This window comes from Escherichia sp. XD33 (assembly GCF_019375075.1).
GTDB classification, from domain to species: domain Bacteria; phylum Pseudomonadota; class Gammaproteobacteria; order Enterobacterales; family Enterobacteriaceae; genus Enterobacter; species Enterobacter flexneri_A.
In genome coordinates this window covers 1-17255 of the sequence record NZ_JAENDM010000043.1, presented here as the reverse complement: position 1 = coordinate 17255, position 17255 = coordinate 1, and the positions used below count along the sequence as shown (strand labels likewise).

The 17255-nt window shown below is 50.3% G+C and carries 17 protein-coding genes and 1 tRNA gene; 9 read left to right on the top strand and 9 right to left on the bottom strand.

Annotation, left to right across the window (positions count from 1 at the left end):
* Nucleotides 1-2: 2 nt before the first annotated feature.
* A complete protein-coding gene (locus tag K0778_RS19505; protein ID WP_001174735.1) occupies nucleotides 3-596 on the top strand; it encodes an XTP/dITP diphosphatase in 594 nt (197 codons plus the stop codon).
* On the top strand, nucleotides 589-1725 hold the full coding sequence (hemW, locus tag K0778_RS19500; RefSeq protein ID WP_000239928.1) for a radical SAM family heme chaperone HemW: 1137 nt from the start codon (nucleotides 589-591) through the stop codon (nucleotides 1723-1725). Before K0778_RS19505 ends, hemW begins: the two co-directional genes overlap by 8 nt.
* Nucleotides 1726-1879: 154 nt before the next feature.
* Here the strand turns inward: hemW and K0778_RS19495 are convergent, their stop codons facing one another.
* The 5 genes from K0778_RS19495 to trmB form a co-directional block, all read right to left on the bottom strand.
* Nucleotides 1880-2887, bottom strand: a complete 1008-nt coding sequence (locus K0778_RS19495) for a DUF1202 family protein (RefSeq protein ID WP_000745217.1) — start codon at nucleotides 2885-2887, stop codon at nucleotides 1880-1882.
* Nucleotides 2888-3003: 116 nt separating this feature from the next.
* The gene (gene ansB, locus K0778_RS19490; protein WP_000394125.1) at nucleotides 3004-4050 is read right to left on the bottom strand and encodes an L-asparaginase 2; all 1047 of its coding nucleotides are present in this window, start codon (nucleotides 4048-4050) and stop codon (nucleotides 3004-3006) included.
* A 175-nt stretch (nucleotides 4051-4225) separates the two neighbouring features.
* Entirely contained in the window at nucleotides 4226-4945 is a 720-nt protein-coding gene (locus K0778_RS19485) for a DUF2884 domain-containing protein (protein ID WP_000984796.1), read from the bottom strand.
* A gap of 183 nt (nucleotides 4946-5128) precedes the next feature.
* Nucleotides 5129-5455 (bottom strand): YggL family protein, encoded by a 327-nt coding sequence (locus K0778_RS19480; protein ID WP_001107564.1) that lies wholly within the window; start codon nucleotides 5453-5455, stop codon nucleotides 5129-5131.
* Nucleotides 5455-6174, bottom strand: a complete 720-nt coding sequence (gene trmB / locus K0778_RS19475; RefSeq protein WP_000786911.1) for a tRNA (guanosine(46)-N7)-methyltransferase TrmB — start codon at nucleotides 6172-6174, stop codon at nucleotides 5455-5457. Before trmB ends, K0778_RS19480 begins: the two co-directional genes overlap by 1 nt.
* 160 nt (nucleotides 6175-6334) lie before the next feature.
* Here trmB and mutY point away from each other — a divergent pair, with 160 nt between their 5' ends.
* The 4 genes from mutY (at nucleotide 6335) to nupG (ending at nucleotide 10292) form a co-directional block, all read left to right on the top strand.
* Nucleotides 6335-7387: an A/G-specific adenine glycosylase gene (mutY, locus tag K0778_RS19470; protein ID WP_001321419.1), complete on the top strand. Its 1053-nt coding sequence runs from the start codon at nucleotides 6335-6337 to the stop codon at nucleotides 7385-7387.
* A 27-nt stretch (nucleotides 7388-7414) separates the two neighbouring features.
* Nucleotides 7415-7690: an oxidative damage protection protein gene (locus tag K0778_RS19465; RefSeq protein WP_000091700.1), complete on the top strand. Its 276-nt coding sequence runs from the start codon at nucleotides 7415-7417 to the stop codon at nucleotides 7688-7690.
* 64 nt (nucleotides 7691-7754) lie between these two features.
* The gene (mltC, locus tag K0778_RS19460; protein ID WP_000760323.1) at nucleotides 7755-8834 is read left to right on the top strand and encodes a membrane-bound lytic murein transglycosylase MltC; all 1080 of its coding nucleotides are present in this window, start codon (nucleotides 7755-7757) and stop codon (nucleotides 8832-8834) included.
* Between the two features lie 201 nt (nucleotides 8835-9035).
* Nucleotides 9036-10292: a nucleoside permease NupG gene (nupG, locus tag K0778_RS19455; RefSeq protein WP_001299430.1), complete on the top strand. Its 1257-nt coding sequence runs from the start codon at nucleotides 9036-9038 to the stop codon at nucleotides 10290-10292.
* A gap of 49 nt (nucleotides 10293-10341) precedes the next feature.
* Here the strand turns inward: nupG and speC are convergent, their stop codons facing one another.
* On the bottom strand, nucleotides 10342-12477 hold the full coding sequence (gene speC / locus K0778_RS19450) for an ornithine decarboxylase (protein ID WP_000839760.1): 2136 nt from the start codon (nucleotides 12475-12477) through the stop codon (nucleotides 10342-10344).
* Between the two features lie 161 nt (nucleotides 12478-12638).
* Nucleotides 12639-12722 carry a protein YqgH gene (gene yqgH, locus K0778_RS19445; RefSeq protein WP_211180506.1) on the bottom strand — a complete coding sequence of 28 codons (84 nt, stop codon included), beginning with the start codon at nucleotides 12720-12722 and terminating at the stop codon, nucleotides 12639-12641.
* A 152-nt stretch (nucleotides 12723-12874) separates the two neighbouring features.
* Here yqgH and K0778_RS19440 point away from each other — a divergent pair, with 152 nt between their 5' ends.
* The 3 genes from K0778_RS19440 (at nucleotide 12875) to K0778_RS19430 (ending at nucleotide 15226) form a co-directional block, all read left to right on the top strand.
* Nucleotides 12875-13582: a DUF554 domain-containing protein gene (locus K0778_RS19440; protein ID WP_000234514.1), complete on the top strand. Its 708-nt coding sequence runs from the start codon at nucleotides 12875-12877 to the stop codon at nucleotides 13580-13582.
* Nucleotides 13583-13687: 105 nt separating this feature from the next.
* Nucleotides 13688-13763 (top strand) — tRNA-Phe (locus K0778_RS19435).
* A 197-nt stretch (nucleotides 13764-13960) separates the two neighbouring features.
* The gene (locus K0778_RS19430; protein ID WP_001218862.1) at nucleotides 13961-15226 is read left to right on the top strand and encodes an integrase arm-type DNA-binding domain-containing protein; all 1266 of its coding nucleotides are present in this window, start codon (nucleotides 13961-13963) and stop codon (nucleotides 15224-15226) included.
* A gap of 321 nt (nucleotides 15227-15547) precedes the next feature.
* Here the strand turns inward: K0778_RS19430 and K0778_RS19425 are convergent, their stop codons facing one another.
* Both K0778_RS19425 and K0778_RS19420 read right to left on the bottom strand, forming a co-directional pair.
* On the bottom strand, nucleotides 15548-17047 hold the full coding sequence (locus K0778_RS19425; RefSeq protein WP_063084515.1) for a phosphoethanolamine transferase: 1500 nt from the start codon (nucleotides 17045-17047) through the stop codon (nucleotides 15548-15550).
* 98 nt (nucleotides 17048-17145) lie between these two features.
* Nucleotides 17146-17255, bottom strand: a 110-nt coding sequence (locus tag K0778_RS19420; protein ID WP_019725171.1) for an IS1 family transposase, incomplete at its 5' end; no start/stop codon positions are given.

Below are 17255 nucleotides of genomic sequence, written 5' to 3'. Positions count from 1 at the left end.
CTATGCAAAAAGTTGTCCTCGCAACCGGCAATGCCGGTAAAGTGCGTGAGCTGGCGTCGCTGCTTAGCGACTTCGGTCTTGATATCGTGGCCCAAACAGACCTCGGCGTAGATTCCGCTGAAGAAACCGGCCTGACCTTTATCGAAAACGCGATTCTGAAAGCGCGCCATGCGGCAAAAGTGACCGGTTTACCGGCAATTGCCGACGACTCTGGTCTGGCGGTAGATGCGCTGGGTGGCGCGCCGGGTATTTACTCCGCGCGTTATTCCGGTGAAGACGCGACCGATCAAAAGAATCTGCAAAAACTGTTGGAAACACTGAAAGACGTACCGGACGACCAACGTCAGGCGCGTTTCCACTGCGTGCTGGTATATCTGCGTCACGCGGAAGATCCGACTCCGCTGGTGTGCCACGGTAGCTGGCCGGGCGTGATTACTCGTGAACCAGCGGGCACTGGTGGCTTTGGTTATGATCCAATCTTCTTCGTACCTTCCGAAGGGAAAACCGCTGCCGAACTGACCCGCGAAGAAAAGAGCGCCATTTCCCACCGTGGTCAGGCATTGAAACTGCTGTTGGACGCTTTACGTAATGGTTAAATTACCGCCGCTGAGTCTCTACATTCACATCCCGTGGTGCGTGCAGAAATGCCCGTACTGCGATTTCAACTCTCACGCGTTGAAAGGAGAAGTGCCGCACGACGATTACGTTCAGCATCTGCTTTGCGATCTGGACAATGATGTGGCTTACGCTCAGGGCCGTGAAGTAAAGACAATCTTTATTGGCGGTGGTACGCCGAGCCTGCTTTCCGGCCCGGCGATGCAAACGCTGCTGGACGGCGTGCGTGCGCGTTTGCCGCTGGCAGCGGATGCAGAAATTACTATGGAAGCGAACCCTGGTACGGTAGAAGCCGATCGCTTTGTCGATTATCAGCGTGCTGGTGTGAACCGCATCTCTATTGGTGTGCAGAGTTTTAGCGAAGAAAAGCTGAAACGACTTGGGCGCATTCATGGCCCGCAAGAAGCGAAACGAGCGGCAAAGCTGGCGAGCGGTTTAGGGTTACGTAGCTTTAACCTTGATTTGATGCATGGACTACCGGATCAATCACTGGAAGAGGCGCTTGGCGATCTACGCCAGGCCATTGAACTGAATCCGCCGCATCTTTCCTGGTATCAACTGACCATCGAACCCAATACGCTGTTTGGTTCGCGACCACCGGTGCTGCCGGACGACGACGCGCTGTGGGATATATTCGAACAGGGGCATCAGTTATTAACCGCAGCGGGTTATCAGCAATATGAAACTTCCGCTTACGCCAAACCCAGTTATCAGTGCCAGCACAATCTCAACTACTGGCGCTTTGGCGACTACATCGGTATTGGCTGCGGCGCGCACGGCAAAGTGACCTTCCCGGATGGGCGCATTCTGCGTACCACTAAAACGCGTCATCCGCGTGGTTTTATGCAAGGAAGGTATCTGGAAAGCCAGCGTGATGTCGAAGCCGCAGATAAGCCGTTTGAGTTCTTTATGAACCGCTTTCGCTTGCTGGAGGCCGCGCCACGCGCAGAGTTTAGTGCGTATACCGGGCTTTGCGAAGATGTGATTCGCCCACAGTTAGACGAGGCGATTGCCCAGGGTTATCTCACCGAATGTGCGGATTACTGGCAGATAACGGAACATGGGAAGCTGTTTTTAAATTCGCTGCTGGAGCTTTTTCTGGCTGAGTAAACTTGTATTGCCGGATGCGGCGTGAACGCCTTATCCAGCCGACATGTGGCAGCGGTTGTAGGTCTGATAAGACGCGCAAGCGTCGCATCAGACGTTGATTGCCGGATGCGGGGTCAACGCCGCATCCTGCTACAAATCGTGCACTATATCAAACTTACTTAATCACCCCATTGCGCCGCAGTTGTTCGGTATCTTTTTTCCAGCGTTCATTAGCTTGGTTGATATCGTCAATTTTCATCAAAATCGCGACTTTTTTACTGTTTATTTCTGAAACTTTCATCGTTAACGGATATTGCCCTTTTTCGAGCGTTACCCAGTCATCCTGCAATTTACGGCTGAGTTTTTGTGATTGCAGAAAAGTCTGTCGCCGTTGTTCGTTGATATCGAAATCTCGTTTCTGCTGAATCGGCACTTCATAACACTCTTCACTCTGTTTATGACATGCCGCAATCGCCGGTTGATAAACCTCTTTGTCATATTTAACCGCGAACGCCTCGCTATCGTTCTGTTTATTAAACTCATCACGCTGTTGGTGAATTTTTTTAAAGGCTTCTTCGCGGGTCATTTGCTTACCGTTTGCATCTTTTCCCCAATATGCATCCGCTGCTTTCTGCGCCGCCACCATTTGCTTATCAAGCGCTTTCACTTCCTTTTCCAGCGCAGGAATCGAGTTCTTCTGGGTATTCAACGCAGATTCAAGCTGACTAAAGCGATAATTGAAATCTTCGCTATTCACGATCAGATATTTATTATTCGTTTTGATATCGTCGACCACCCGCCCACGATCGCTGGCTGCCGCCTGAAAAGAGTAAAAGTTCACCGACCAGCCAGACGCGGGCGTTCCTTTACTGGTTAACATCGCCGAGAATTTTACCGGTTTATCTTTCGTCCAGGTCTGTTCGAGCAGTTCGTAATCTGCCAACTGACCGACCCAGGTATAGAGATCGTCACTGGAAGAGACATCGCCTTCCGCTGACCAGGTGGCCTGATTACCCTTAGCATCAAGATTTTTTAAGGTGATAGCATCAAGCTTGAGAATGCCGTGATACTGCTTTTTGAATTGATCTTTTAAGATATTTTCAGTTGGCGGTTCGCCATCTGCCCAGGCATTACCAGTCATCAACATAAGCAGTGCCGTGCCAACAATCCATTGCTTTTTCACCCGAAAAACCTCACGCGGAATAATTTATTCCGGTGATTATCATTAGGGTAATGAAAATTGGCAATGGACGTAAGTCTGAAGTGAAAAAGCCCCGGCACGATACCGGGGCGAGGTGATTAGTACTGATTGAAGATCTGCTGGATCTGCTGCGGATCTTTGGTTTGCGTCAGAGCCAGCTGCAGCAGGACGCGCGCTTTTTGCGGGTTCAGCGTGCCAGAGGCGACGAAGCCGTATTTCGCATCATCCACTTCAGCATCCTGAGTGGTAGCACCCGTCGGTACGCGGGAAGAACGCACTACTGCAGTGCCGTTTTTCGCGGCGGTTGCCAGGGTGTCGAACACGGATTTATACAGGTTACCATTACCCACACCAGCGCTAACGATGCCATCATAGCCCGCATCTACCAGTGCTTTAGCCGGAAGATCGGATGCGTTAGCGTAGTTATAAACGATGCCGACTTTCGGCAGCTCATTCAGCTTAGAGACATCGAACGGCGTGTCGCTGGTGTGCTTACGTGCCGGGGTACGTTGGTAGTCAATCTTACCGTTGTGAATGTAACCCAGAGGACCGTAGTTAACAGACTTGAAGGTCGCTACGTCGGTGGTGTTGGTTTTGGTGACATCGCGACCGTCCAGTACGGTGTCATTCATTACCACCAGCACGCCACGATTAGCGGAGGCTTTATCAGCTGCGGTCACTACCGCGTTATACAGGTTGAATGGACCGTCTGCGCTCATGGACGTGGACGGGCGCATTGCGCCGACCATCACCACCGGTTTGTCGCATTTCACCGTCAGGTCGAGGAAGTAAGCAGTTTCTTCCATCGTGTCGGTACCGTGGGTAATGACGAAGCCGTCGGTTTTATCGCAGTCGGTGTTAATTTTTTTCGCCAGTGTCAGCCAGACATTATCGTTCATGTCCTGGGAGCCGATATTCACTACCTGCTCGCCTTTAACGTTCGCAATGTCCTTCAGTTGCGGCACCGCATTAACCAGATTTTCTACGCCAACTTTACCCGCTGTGTAGTTAGATTTGGTTGCGGAGTCACCACCACCGGCAATGGTCCCGCCGGTTGCTAAAATGGTGATATTGGGTAATGCCAATGCTGCACCACTAAAACCCATAACCAGTGCGGCAAGTGCCGTCTTTTTGAAAAACTCCATTTCATTCCTCCAGTTACGTGAACGCTACGCATTATCCCTTAGCTTTGTATGGGAAATTTGACGTTAAACAATTTACAACGTGAATATATTTTGGAGATCTACAAAGTTAGAGGCAGGTAACAAAACGAAGAATTAAACGGCATAAAAAAGTATTATGCCGTCTTAAAATAGAGGATTATTTTAAATTCCCGACCAGGGCTTTGCGGCTATCTTCCAGAGTCACAACGCGGCTACAAACATCTTTGCCAAACTGCTGGAAATCTTTTTCCTGCTTTTTCCACTCGGTTTGGATTGAGGATTGCAGACCGCCCAGGCTTCCCAGCACATTCTGTAATGGGTTACCGCCGCTTTTCAGCACCGCTTTCGCGCCCATTTCATTAATGCTGTCCTGTAAAATTCCGCCCATTGCCTGATTCACTAATTGCTGGCCTTCGGCGCGAACCTGATCAATGGCTTTATAGTGAAACGTCAGGCCATCGCTGCGCGTTTCGATAATGCGGTTCATCTGCTCTTTCAGCTGCGCATCAAGTTTGGTCAGACGGCTGCGCATTTTGCTGCTTTCGCCCATCTCCTGAACGATAATTTTATCCAGAGCAATACGGGCTTTCTCGACGCGGCTTTTCGCGCCTTCATCAATCCACGGCAGCGTGCTACGTAGTTCAGCCTGATAATCCTTCGCCTGCTCGCGCTGGGCGGCATTCAGGGAATATTGCTTACCGTTATACATCACGTTGCCGTCTGGCGTGATCACCAGATTGCCGTTTTCGCCCTTCACCTGCACGGTTTGCGGGCTGACAATCACATCGTCACGCGGCGTGACGCTGCACTGGTAGTCGGCGTGAGCGGTCATTGCCGTCACTGAAAGTGCTGCCGCCAGCAGCATTTTGCGCATCATAGTCTTCCCTCAAGAAAAAATCAGGCCAGCATTTGCTGGCCCCAGATTGATAACAAAGTACGCGTTTTCCATGCCGGATGCGGCGTAAACACCTTATCCCGCCTACTCGATCGTGCATCTTTCCAGGCCTGATAAGCGTAGCGCATCAGGCAGTTTTGCATTTGTCATCGCCCGTATGCTTTCTTAGTCCCACCAAACGTCGAAAAGTTCGCTGGTGCGTACCTCATCCAGTTTGCGCTCTTCCAGCCACTTACGCACAATCGCCTGATGTTCTTCGGTGCATTTGCCGATTTCCTGCATGCAGATCAGACCTTCCCAGGCCAGATAACCGCTGCCGTCAAAGGCCAGTTTGTTCGGTTCGATAACCTCGTTAATAAAATCATCAACGGTTTTATCAATCTGTTCTTCCGATGTACCTTCCGGGAATCGCCATGCCACCGAAAATCCTAATTCCTGGAATTCGTCGATGTGCATTTTTTTACGCAGACGACGGCTACGGTTCTTTGCCATTATTTCACCCTCTCGAACATTAAGTCCCATACTCCGTGACCAAGACGATGACCACGTTGTTCAAATTTCGTCACCGGACGTGATGCCGGACGCGGTACGTAATCATTGCTCTCTGACAGGTTTTTATAACCGTCAATAGAAGACATCACTTCAAGCATATGTTCCGCATAAGGTTCCCAGTCGGTCGCCATATGGAATACGCCCCCCAGCTGCAGTTTGCTTTTTACCAGTTCGGCAAACGGCACCTGAACGATACGGCGTTTATTATGGCGCGCTTTGTGCCACGGGTCAGGGAAAAAGAGCTGCACCATGCGCAATGAATTGTCAGGAATCATTTTATGCAGCACTTCAACCGCATCGTGACACATCACGCGCAGGTTGCTTAAACCTTCTTCATGCGCAGAAGCCAGGCACGCACCAACGCCCGGTGAATGCACTTCAATGCCGAGGAAGTCCTGCTCAGGGCGATCTTTAGCCATTGCCACCAGCGACGCCCCCATGCCAAAACCAATCTCAAGCGTCACCGGCGCTTCACGGCCAAAAAGCGCGGGGAAATCCAGCATATCTTCGCTGAACTCAACGCCCATCACCGGCCAGTAGTTTTCCAGCGCATGTTCCTGGCCTTTGGTCAGTCGCCCCTGGCGGCGCACAAAACTACGGATACGGCGCAGTGGGCGGCCGTTTTCATCAAATTCCGGTGAAATGACGTCGTTTTTCATAAAGGTTTAGTCGCTTGTGAAAGTGTTCTGAAAACGGGCATTATCCAAAGTTAGTTGCCGGATGCAAGCATGATAAGGCCGTGGCTGCGGAAAGTTCCGGTTTACACCCTGCCGTCGCTGTGCTGCAATCTTGCCCCCAACAACAGTGAATTCGGTGACCATGCAAGCGTCGCAATTTTCAGCCCAGGTTCTGGACTGGTACGATAAATACGGGCGAAAAACTCTGCCCTGGCAAATTGACAAGACGCCCTACAAAGTATGGCTCTCAGAAGTGATGTTGCAACAAACTCAGGTTGCGACCGTTATCCCCTATTTTGAACGCTTTATGGCGCGCTTCCCGACGGTGACCGATCTCGCCAATGCGCCGCTCGACGAAGTTCTCCACTTGTGGACCGGGCTTGGCTATTACGCCCGCGCGCGCAATCTGCATAAAGCGGCACAACAAGTGGCGACCTTACACGGCGGTAAATTCCCGGAAACCTTTGAGGAAGTTGCAGCACTGCCGGGCGTCGGGCGTTCCACCGCAGGCGCGATTCTCTCGCTTTCTCTGGGTAAGCACTTTCCGATTCTCGACGGTAACGTCAAACGGGTGCTGGCGCGCTGCTATGCTGTAAGCGGCTGGCCAGGGAAAAAAGAGGTCGAGAATAAATTATGGAGTTTGAGCGAGCAGGTGACGCCCGCGGTTGGCGTGGAACGGTTTAATCAGGCGATGATGGATTTGGGTGCGATGATTTGTACGCGCTCGAAACCGAAATGTTCGCTCTGTCCGCTACAAAACGGATGTATTGCCGCCGCCAACAATAGCTGGGCGCTTTATCCGGGCAAAAAACCGAAACAGACGCTGCCGGAGCGCACCGGCTACTTTTTGCTATTACAGCACGAAGATGAAGTATTGCTGGCGCAGCGTCCGCCGAGCGGATTGTGGGGCGGTTTATACTGTTTCCCGCAGTTTGCCGACGAAGAAAGTTTGCGGCAGTGGCTGGCGCAACGGCAGATTGCTGCCGATAACCTGACGCAACTGACCGCGTTTCGGCATACCTTCAGCCATTTCCACTTAGATATTGTGCCTATGTGGCTTCCCGTGTCGTCATTCACCGGCTGCATGGATGAAGGCAATGCGCTCTGGTATAACTTAGCGCAACCGCCGTCAGTTGGCCTGGCGGCTCCCGTGGAGCGTTTGTTACAGCAGTTACGCACTGGCGCGCCGGTTTAGCGCGTGAGTCGATAAAGAGGATGATTTATGAGCAGAACGATTTTTTGTACTTTCCTGCAACGTGAAGCAGAAGGTCAGGATTTTCAGCTGTACCCCGGCGAGCTGGGAAAACGCATCTATAACGAGATCTCCAAAGAAGCCTGGGCGCAGTGGCAGCACAAGCAAACCATGCTGATTAATGAAAAGAAACTCAACATGATGAATGCCGAGCACCGCAAGCTGCTTGAGCAGGAGATGGTCAACTTCCTGTTCGAGGGTAAAGAGGTGCATATCGAGGGCTATACGCCGGAAGATAAAAAATAAAAACAGTGCCGGAGCACGCCTCCGGCAACTTGCATAAAAACAAACACAACACGCACCCGGAATGATGAAAAAATATCTCGCGCTGGCTTTGATTGCGCCGTTGCTCATCTCCTGTTCGACGACCAAAAAAGGCGATACCTATAACGAAGCCTGGGTCAAAGATACCAACGGTTTTGATATTCTGATGGGGCAATTTGCCCACAATATTGAGAACATCTGGGGCTTCAAAGAGGTGGTGATCGCTGGTCCTAAGGACTACGTGAAATACACCGATCAATATCAGACCCGCAGCCACATCAACTTCGATGACGGTACGATTACTATCGAAACCATCGCCGGGACAGAACCTGCCGCGCATTTGCGCCGGGCAATTATCAAAACGTTATTGATGGGTGACGATCCGAGTTCGGTCGATCTCTATTCCGACGTTGATGATATTACGATTTCGAAAGAACCTTTCCTTTACGGTCAGGTGGTGGACAACACCGGGCAGCCGATTCGCTGGGAAGGTCGCGCAAGCAACTTCGCGGATTATCTGCTGAAAAACCGTCTGAAGAGCCGCAGCAACGGGCTGCGTATCATCTACAGCGTCACCATTAACATGGTGCCGAACCACCTTGATAAACGTGCGCACAAATATCTCGGCATGGTCCGCCAGGCGTCACGGAAATATGGCGTTGATGAGTCGCTGATTCTGGCAATTATGCAGACCGAATCTTCCTTTAACCCGTATGCGGTCAGCCGTTCCGATGCGCTGGGATTAATGCAGGTGGTACAACATACTGCCGGGAAAGATGTGTTCCGCTCGCAGGGGAAATCCGGCACGCCGAGCCGCAGTTTCTTGTTTGATCCTGCCAGCAATATTGATACCGGCACCGCGTATCTGGCGATGCTGAACAATGTTTATCTCGGCGGAATTGATAACCCAACATCGCGGCGTTATGCCGTCATCACCGCCTATAACGGCGGCGCAGGCAGCGTGCTGCGAGTCTTTTCGAATGATAAGATTCAGGCTGCCAATATTATTAACACCATGACGCCGGGCGATGTTTATCAGACGCTGACGACCCGCCATCCCTCTGCGGAATCTCGCCGTTATCTTTATAAAGTGAATACCGCGCAAAAATCCTACCGCCGCCGATAATTCCATTAACCGCCCCTGACGATGCTCAGGGGCAAAAATGTTATCCACATCACAATTTCGTTTTGCAAATTGGGAATGTTTGCAATTATTTGCCACAGGTAACAAAAAACCAGTCCGCGAAGTTGATAGAATCCCATCATCTCGCACGGTCAAATGTGCTTTTTCAAACACTCATCCGCATCACGATGTGAGGAAATTAACATGAATCTTAAGCTGCAGCTGAAAATCCTCTCTTTTCTGCAGTTCTGTCTGTGGGGAAGTTGGCTGACGACCCTCGGCTCCTATATGTTTGTTACCCTGAAGTTTGACGGTGCTTCTATTGGCGCAGTTTATAGCTCACTGGGTATCGCAGCGGTCTTTATGCCTGCGCTGCTGGGGATTGTGGCCGACAAATGGTTAAGTGCGAAATGGGTATATGCCATTTGCCACACCATTGGCGCTATCACGCTGTTCATGGCGGCACAGGTCACGACACCGGAGGCGATGTTCCTTGTGATATTGATTAACTCGTTTGCTTATATGCCAACGCTTGGGTTAATCAACACCATCTCTTACTATCGCCTGCAAAATGCCGGGATGGATATCGTTACTGACTTCCCGCCAATCCGTATCTGGGGCACCATCGGCTTTATCATGGCAATGTGGGTGGTGAGCCTGTCTGGCTTCGAATTAAGCCACATGCAGCTGTATATTGGCGCAGCACTTTCCGCCATTCTGGTTCTGTTTACCCTGACTCTGCCGCATATTCCGGTTGCTAAACAGCAAGCGAATCAGAGCTGGACAACCCTGCTGGGCCTCGATGCATTCGCGCTGTTTAAAAACAAGCGTATGGCAATCTTCTTTATCTTCTCAATGCTGCTGGGCGCGGAACTGCAGATTACCAACATGTTCGGTAATACCTTCCTGCACAGCTTCGACAAAGATCCGATGTTTGCCAGCAGCTTTATTGTGCAGCATGCGTCAATCATCATGTCGATTTCGCAGATCTCTGAAACCCTGTTCATTCTGACCATCCCGTTCTTCTTAAGCCGCTACGGTATTAAGAACGTAATGATGATCAGTATTGTGGCGTGGATCCTGCGTTTTGCGCTGTTTGCTTACGGCGACCCGACTCCGTTCGGTACTGTACTGCTGGTACTGTCGATGATCGTTTACGGTTGCGCATTCGACTTCTTCAACATCTCTGGTTCGGTGTTTGTCGAAAAAGAAGTTAGCCCGGCAATTCGCGCCAGTGCACAAGGGATGTTCCTGATGATGACTAACGGCTTCGGCTGTATCCTCGGCGGCATCGTGAGCGGTAGAGTTGTTGAGATGTACACCCAAAACGGCATTACCGACTGGCAGACCGTATGGTTGATTTTCGCTGGTTACTCCGTGGTTCTGGCCTTCGCGTTCATGGCGATGTTCAAATATAAACACGTTCGTGTCCCGACAGGCACACAGACGGTTAGCCACTAATTACGCAAAGAAAAACGGGTCGCCAGAAGGTGACCCGTTTTTTTTATTCTTACTTCAACACATAACCGTACAACCGTTTCATGCCATCCGCATCGGTTTCGCTATAAACACCTTGCAGCTCCGGCGAAAATCCCGGCAACAAATTCACCCCTTCTTCCAGTGCAAGGAAATAACGTTGAACCGCCCCACCCCAGACTTCCCCGGGTACCACGCAAAGCACGCCAGGTGGATAAGGCAACGCCCCTTCTGCCGCAATTCGCCCTTCGGCATCACGAATCCGCACCAACTCCACGTCACCGCGAATATAAGCGCTATGCGCATCCTGGGGGTTCATCACCACTGACGGGAAACTCTGCTGGCGGAACATCGCTTTTTGTAGGTCTTTGACGTCGAAACTGACATACAGATCGTGCATCTCCTGACACAACTGGCGCAGGGTGTAGTCGCGATAGCGCACCGGATACTTGTTATAAACGCTCGGCAACACCTCAACCAGCGGCGAGTCATCCTCAATATGCTGTTCAAATTGCGCCAGCATCGCCACCAGTTGTGCCAGCTTCTCGTGGCTTTCCGCCGGAGTTAATAAAAACAGAATGGAGTTGAGATCGCACTTCTCCGGCACAATGCCGTTCTCACGCAGATAGTGCGCCAGAATCGTCGCCGGAACGCCAAAGTCGCTATATTCGCCGGTTTCGGCATCGATACCTGGTGTAGTGAGTAACAGCTTGCACGGATCAACAAAATACTGATCCGCGGCATATCCTTCAAAGCCGTGCCACTTCGCCCCCGGCTCAAAACTGAAAAAACGGCGGTCGCTGGCTAACACTGATGTCGGATAATCCTGCCACAATTTGCCATCAACAACGGGCGGGATAAACGGGCGGAACAGCTTACAGCGCGCAAGAATAGCCTTGCGCGCTTCAATCCCTATCTCAACACACTCAGCCCACAGCCGACGCCCACTCTCCCCTTCATGAATTTTGGCGTTAACATCCAGTGCAGCAAACAGCGGATAGAATGGGCTGGTAGAAGCATGGAGCATAAAGGCGTTATTCAACCGCTTATGCGGGCAAAAACGCGCCTGTCCGCGGATATGGTTATCTTTTTTATGGATCTGCGACGTCTGTGAGAATCCCGCCTGCTGTTTGTGCACCGACTGAGTCACAAAGATCCCCGGATCGTTTTCGTTAAGTTCTAACAGCAGCGGCGAGCTATCCGCCATCATCGGGATAAATTGTTCATAACCGACCCACGCGGAATCAAACAGAATGTAATCACACAGATGCCCAACGGTATCGATCACCTGACGGGCGTTATAGACAGTGCCGTCATAGGTTCCCAGCTGAATAATCGCCAGGCGATACGGGCGCGGCAGGTCGGCTTTTTCTGGCGCAACGTCGCGAATTTGCTGGCGCAGATACTCTTCATTAAAACAGTGCGCATCAATACCGCCAATGAAACCAAACGGGTTGCGTGAAGCTTCCAGATAGACCGGCGTCGCCCCCGCCTGAATCAGCGCGCCGTGATGATTCGACTTATGGTTGTTACGGTCGAAGAGCACCAGATCGCCACGCGTTAACAGCGCATTCGTCACCACTTTATTCGCTGCCGATGTGCCGTTCAGCACAAAATAGGTTTTATCGGCATGAAAGACTTTGGCTGCGAATTTCTGCGCATCTTTCGCCGATCCTTCATGAATAAGCAGATCGCCCAATTTTACGTCAGCGTTACACATATCGGCGCGAAAGACGTTCTCACCAAAGAAATCGTAAAAATGGCGTCCGGCAGGATGCTTTTTAAAAAACGCACCATGTTGATGTCCAGGGCAAGCAAAGGTGCTGTTGCCCATCTCAACGTACTGCGTCAGCGTGTCATAAAACGGTGGCAGCAAATTCTCTTCATACTGACAGGCTGCGGATTCCAGCTCCAGCCACTGCTGCTCGTTGCCGTTGATTACCGCCGTAACGCCCGCAGGTAATTCAACAGCATGTTCGGAATACAAAAACACCGGTAGATGAAAACCGGTGCGCTTAAGCAACGCAAGAATGCCACTGCGACTATCCGCAGCGGTAATGACGACTGCCGCGACGTCCGTAAAATCAGTATCTCCCAACGCCACCACGCGACGATGAGAAGAAAGTCGGGATACCAGTTCACTACTGGCGGCAATATTCATTGATTTCATAAGCGCAAACCCGTTTCGGGGAAGTAAGAATACCGGACAAGGTGGAAAACCCTGCCCCATGAGATATGGGTCAAACTGGTCACCAGCTCCGACCGCCAGACATCAGTAAAAGCAGAAACGCTCTGATTTTACTGTTGTCCTGCAGTGAGCGTGCGTTAACTTCACCGCATGAGCAGTAACATAGAAAGGGAAACGTTTCGCGCGAAACGGCGATAAGCGAGAGAATGTAAGGAGATGGCGTGCATCGGGCAAACTCCGTACAGAGAGGAGAAAATTCGCGCAATCATGGCACCTTTCGCTAAAGCGTGCAAGCCAGGACTTTGCGAACAAACAAGCCATCGACGGCACCAAACGGTCATAATAAGAAAATCAAACAATACAGTTAACAGGAACTCTTGTGGTCATCGGCCCTTTTATCAACGCTAGTGCAGTATTACTGGGTGGCGTTCTCGGCGCACTGCTCAGCCAACGCTTACCGGAACGTATCCGCGTCTCCATGACATCTATTTTTGGTCTGGCATCGCTGGGGATTGGTATTTTACTAGTGGTGAAATGTGCCAACCTTCCAGCGATGGTTTTAGCTACGCTACTTGGCGCTCTAATTGGCGAAATTTGTTTGCTGGAGAAAGGTGTCAATACAGCAGTCGCCAAAGCACAAAATCTGTTTCGTCACTCACGTAAGAAGCCAGCGCATGAATCTTTTATTCAGAATTATGTCGCGATTATTGTCCTGTTTTGCGCCAGCGGCACCGGGATCTTCGGGGCGATGAACGAAGGGATGACCGGCGATCCGAGTATTTTAATCGCCAAGTCATTTCTTGATTTCTTTACGGCGATGATCTTCGCTTGCTCGCTGGGTATTGCGGTATCGGTGATTAGTATCCCATTACTGATCATCCAGTTAACGCTGGCGTGGGCTGCCGCGCTGATATTACCGCTGACCACACCGTCGATGATGGCAGACTTCAGCGCCGTAGGCGGTTTATTGCTGCTGGCAACCGGATTACGCATCTGTGGCATTAAAATGTTCCCGGTGGTCAACATGCTTCCAGCACTCCTTCTGGCAATGCCGCTTTCCGCCGCCTGGACCGCCTGGTTTGCCTGACAATGCGTGCAATAGCGGCAAAGTGATGATAGATTGTGCAGTCTGCAGTAAATTGAAGAAATTTGATTGACGAGACGAGGCGAATCAGGTTTAATGCGCCCCGTTGCCCGGATAGCTCAGTCGGTAGAGCAGGGGATTGAAAATCCCCGTGTCCTTGGTTCGATTCCGAGTCCGGGCACCAAATTCATATCAACGGACCTCCACGGAGGTCCGTTTTTCGTTTCAGAACGCCACAATTTAAGCGTTCTGCCTCCAAATCAATTCTACCGAACTCAACCAGATTCCCCCCACATCAACCCCATTGTGTGGGTATAATTGCGGGTATACCCCAGTTCGACAGAATTTGTACCCTCTTTAACGCATTCAGAAGGCTGAACTATGGCACTGACTGACGCAAAAATCCGGGCTGCAAAGCCCACTGACAAGGCTTATAAACTCACTGACGGGGCCGGCATGTTCCTGCTGGTTCATCCTAATGGTTCCCGTTACTGGCGTCTCCGTTATCGTATTCTGGGTAAGGAGAAAACCCTGGCACTTGGTGTGTATCCGGAAGTTTCTCTCTCCGAAGCTCGTACAAAACGGGATGAGGCCCGAAAACTGATTTCGGAGGGGGTTGACCCTTGCGAACAGAAAAGAGCTAAAAAAGTAGTCCCTGATTTACAACTCTCTTTTGAACATATTGCACGACGCTGGCATGCCAGTAATAAACAATGGGCACAATCACACAGCGATAAAGTACTCAAAAGCCTCGAGACACACGTTTTCCCCTTTATCGGCAACCGGGATATCACAACACTCAGTACCCCGGACCTGCTTATCCCTGTTCGTGCTGCAGAAGCTAAACAAATTTATGAAATCGCCAGTCGTCTGCAGCAAAGAATATCTGCTGTAATGCGTTATGCCGTACAGTCTGGCATCATCAGATATAACCCGGCTCTGGATATGGCTGGTGCATTGACCACGGTAAAACGCCAGCATCGCCCTGCTCTGGATCTTTCACGCCTGCCTGAACTTCTGTCGCGTATTGACGGTTATAAAGGCCAGCCTGTCACCCGACTGGCAGTTATGCTGAATTTACTGGTTTTTATTCGTTCCAGTGAACTCAGATATGCCCGCTGGTCTGAAATTGATATTGACAATGCCATGTGGACTATTCCAGCCGAACGCGAACCTCTGCCAGGCGTAAAATTTTCATACCGGGGCTCCAAGATGCGAACACCACATCTTGTGCCACTCAGCCAACAGGCTGTAGCCATACTGGCAGAACTTCAGACATGGGCAGGTGAAAATGGTCTGATCTTTACGGGAGCACATGACCCACGTAAACCAATCAGTGAAAACACCGTAAATAAAGCCCTGAGGGTTATGGGGTATGACACAACCCAGGATGTCTGTGGTCATGGATTCCGGGCGATGGCATGTAGTGCATTAATAGAATCAGGTTTGTGGTCCCGCGATGCTGTGGAACGCCAGATGAGCCATCAGGAGCGTAATGGTGTACGTGCTGCGTATATCCATAAAGCCGAACATCTGGAAGAACGTCGACTTATGCTACAGTGGTGGGCCGATTTTCTGGATGCAAACAGAGAAAGATTTATCAGTCCATTTGAATATGCAAAGATTAATAATCCATTAAAACAATAATCCTCCCGGGAAAATGCCCGGGAACCACCCGGGGATTATTTTTTGTTAAAAAAGGCAAAACGATATTAACTGATGTATTAAATGTTTACCGGATTGCTCCCTGCAGGTGGATTATCAGAATCCGCAGTTATTCGTTATTTATATATATTCAATAAAAAGAAACATCATAAAAAATCCCGCACCCACAGGGTGATGCGGGATAACTGACGTAAGGAATGCTGCCGGGATTTGGTGGTCCCTTGTGCTGATATGAATACAGGTTCTATTCTATACAGAATCCTTTTCAGTACAAGAGACTGTATTACAGTTTGCCATATATGATTACCTGTGGTCCGGAAGAATAAGTGGCTGCGGTTTCAGACTGTCTGCCGGCACATTTTTCTCTCCGTTAAAAACCATAACGGGTTCATTATCTTCGTCTGTCAGCGGATTGAATGGCGGTATATTTTCGGTACGAATACCGGTCAGCCACTGAAAAATGCCTGCGAAATTACGGGCACTGATTTTCCTGCTGACGGACTGATGAGACGTGATGTCACTGGCGGTAATAATCAGGGGAACGCTGTAGCCCCCCTGCACATGACCATCATGATGAACAGGATTAGCACTGTCGCTGACCGACAGCCCATGGTCAGAAAAGTAAAGCATTGCAAAGTGACGGGAATGCCGGCGAAGGATACCATCAAGCTGACCGAGAAAGTTATCCAGTTTACTGATGCTGGCGAGGTAACAGGCAATCTTTCGGGGATACTGCTCCAGGTAATAATTCGGCCAGGAGTTAAGTCGGTCACACGGATTCGGATGAGAGCCAATCATGTGCAGGAAAATCACCTTCGGCGAGGATTTATCCGCCAGCGCACGTTCTGTTTCCTGTAACAACAACATGTCATCCGTTTTACGGGAAGCGAAGCTGCCTTTCTTGAGGAAAACGGTATGCTCCGCATCAGAAGCAATAACAGAGATGCGTGTGTCATGCTCTCCCAGTTTTCCCTGATTGGATATCCACCATGTGCTGTATCCTGCTTTTGCTGCCAGCGCCACCACGTTGTTGCCGGAGTCAGGGTTCTGCTCATAGTCATAAATCAGTGTCCGGCTCAGGGAAGGTACGGTACTGGCTGCTGCCGATGTATAGCCGTCAATAAATAAACCGGGAGCCGTATTCAGCCATGGTGTGGTTGGCACGGGATAGCCATATACCGACATATAATCCCTGCGCACACTCTCACCAGTAACGATAACAATCGTGTCATACAACGGTGTTCCCGGCAGGATTTTCCAGTTGTCAGCCCCGTGCTGACTCAGTTGTTTATAACGCTGCATTTCACGCAATGTGTCAGTTGTTCCCACAACAATTTCTTTAACCATCCGCAACGGCCAGCTGTTTACAGAGCATAATACGAACAGCAGCAGTGCCAGCCAGTTACGGTGACCGCGGTGGTGTGTCCGCCAGAAAATCACCATGAATACCAGAATCGCGGCACTGACCAGAAAATGATAAACAGGAATCATCCCGGTAAACTCTGCAGCCTCATCAGCCGTGGTCTGCAGCAACGCGACAATAAAACTGTTGTTGATTTTACCGTACGTCATACCCGCAGGCGCATACAGTGCACAACAGAACAGAAATAACAGCGTTGTAATGGATGTGAGGGTATTTCTGTGTGCAAGGAGAAGAAGGAGAAACAGAAGCAGCACATTTTCTGTGGCATTCTTCTCAGTGTATCCGCATGCAATTGTGATTATCACAGAAATAACAAAAAAGAATAAAAACAATAAAATCCGGGGTGTGTCGCCCGGACAAAACAGTTTTCTGATATTCATCGGAGTATATCGACAACATTATTATGAAGAGAACAGGATAATAAAAATCAGAAATTATCTGTAAAACAGATAACAGACAACCCGGTAATGACTCCAACTTATTGATAGTGTTTTATGTTCAGATAATGCCCGATGACTTTGTCATGCAGCTCCACCGATTTTGAGAACGACAGCGACTTCCGTCCCAGCCGTGCCAGGTGCTGCCTCA

What these genes read in the sequence shown, in the direction of transcription:
- mltC (WP_000760323.1), top strand. Translation starts at nt 7,755, where the DNA reads ATGAAAAAATATCTCGCGCTGGCTTTGATTGCGCCGTTGCTCATCTCC.
- K0778_RS19480 (WP_001107564.1), bottom strand. Translation starts at nt 5,455, where the DNA reads ATGGCAAAGAACCGTAGCCGTCGTCTGCGTAAAAAAATGCACATCGAC.
- K0778_RS19465 (WP_000091700.1), top strand. Translation starts at nt 7,415, where the DNA reads ATGAGCAGAACGATTTTTTGTACTTTCCTGCAACGTGAAGCAGAAGGT.
- speC (WP_000839760.1), bottom strand. Translation starts at nt 12,477, where the DNA reads ATGAAATCAATGAATATTGCCGCCAGTAGTGAACTGGTATCCCGACTT.
- K0778_RS19425 (WP_063084515.1), bottom strand. Translation starts at nt 17,047, where the DNA reads ATGAATATCAGAAAACTGTTTTGTCCGGGCGACACACCCCGGATTTTA.
- K0778_RS19430 (WP_001218862.1), top strand. Translation starts at nt 13,961, where the DNA reads ATGGCACTGACTGACGCAAAAATCCGGGCTGCAAAGCCCACTGACAAG.
- hemW (WP_000239928.1), top strand. Translation starts at nt 589, where the DNA reads ATGGTTAAATTACCGCCGCTGAGTCTCTACATTCACATCCCGTGGTGC.
- ansB (WP_000394125.1), bottom strand. Translation starts at nt 4,050, where the DNA reads ATGGAGTTTTTCAAAAAGACGGCACTTGCCGCACTGGTTATGGGTTTT.
- mutY (WP_001321419.1), top strand. Translation starts at nt 6,335, where the DNA reads ATGCAAGCGTCGCAATTTTCAGCCCAGGTTCTGGACTGGTACGATAAA.
- K0778_RS19485 (WP_000984796.1), bottom strand. Translation starts at nt 4,945, where the DNA reads ATGATGCGCAAAATGCTGCTGGCGGCAGCACTTTCAGTGACGGCAATG.
- nupG (WP_001299430.1), top strand. Translation starts at nt 9,036, where the DNA reads ATGAATCTTAAGCTGCAGCTGAAAATCCTCTCTTTTCTGCAGTTCTGT.
- trmB (WP_000786911.1), bottom strand. Translation starts at nt 6,174, where the DNA reads ATGAAAAACGACGTCATTTCACCGGAATTTGATGAAAACGGCCGCCCA.
- yqgH (WP_211180506.1), bottom strand. Translation starts at nt 12,722, where the DNA reads ATGCACGCCATCTCCTTACATTCTCTCGCTTATCGCCGTTTCGCGCGA.
- K0778_RS19505 (WP_001174735.1), top strand. Translation starts at nt 3, where the DNA reads ATGCAAAAAGTTGTCCTCGCAACCGGCAATGCCGGTAAAGTGCGTGAG.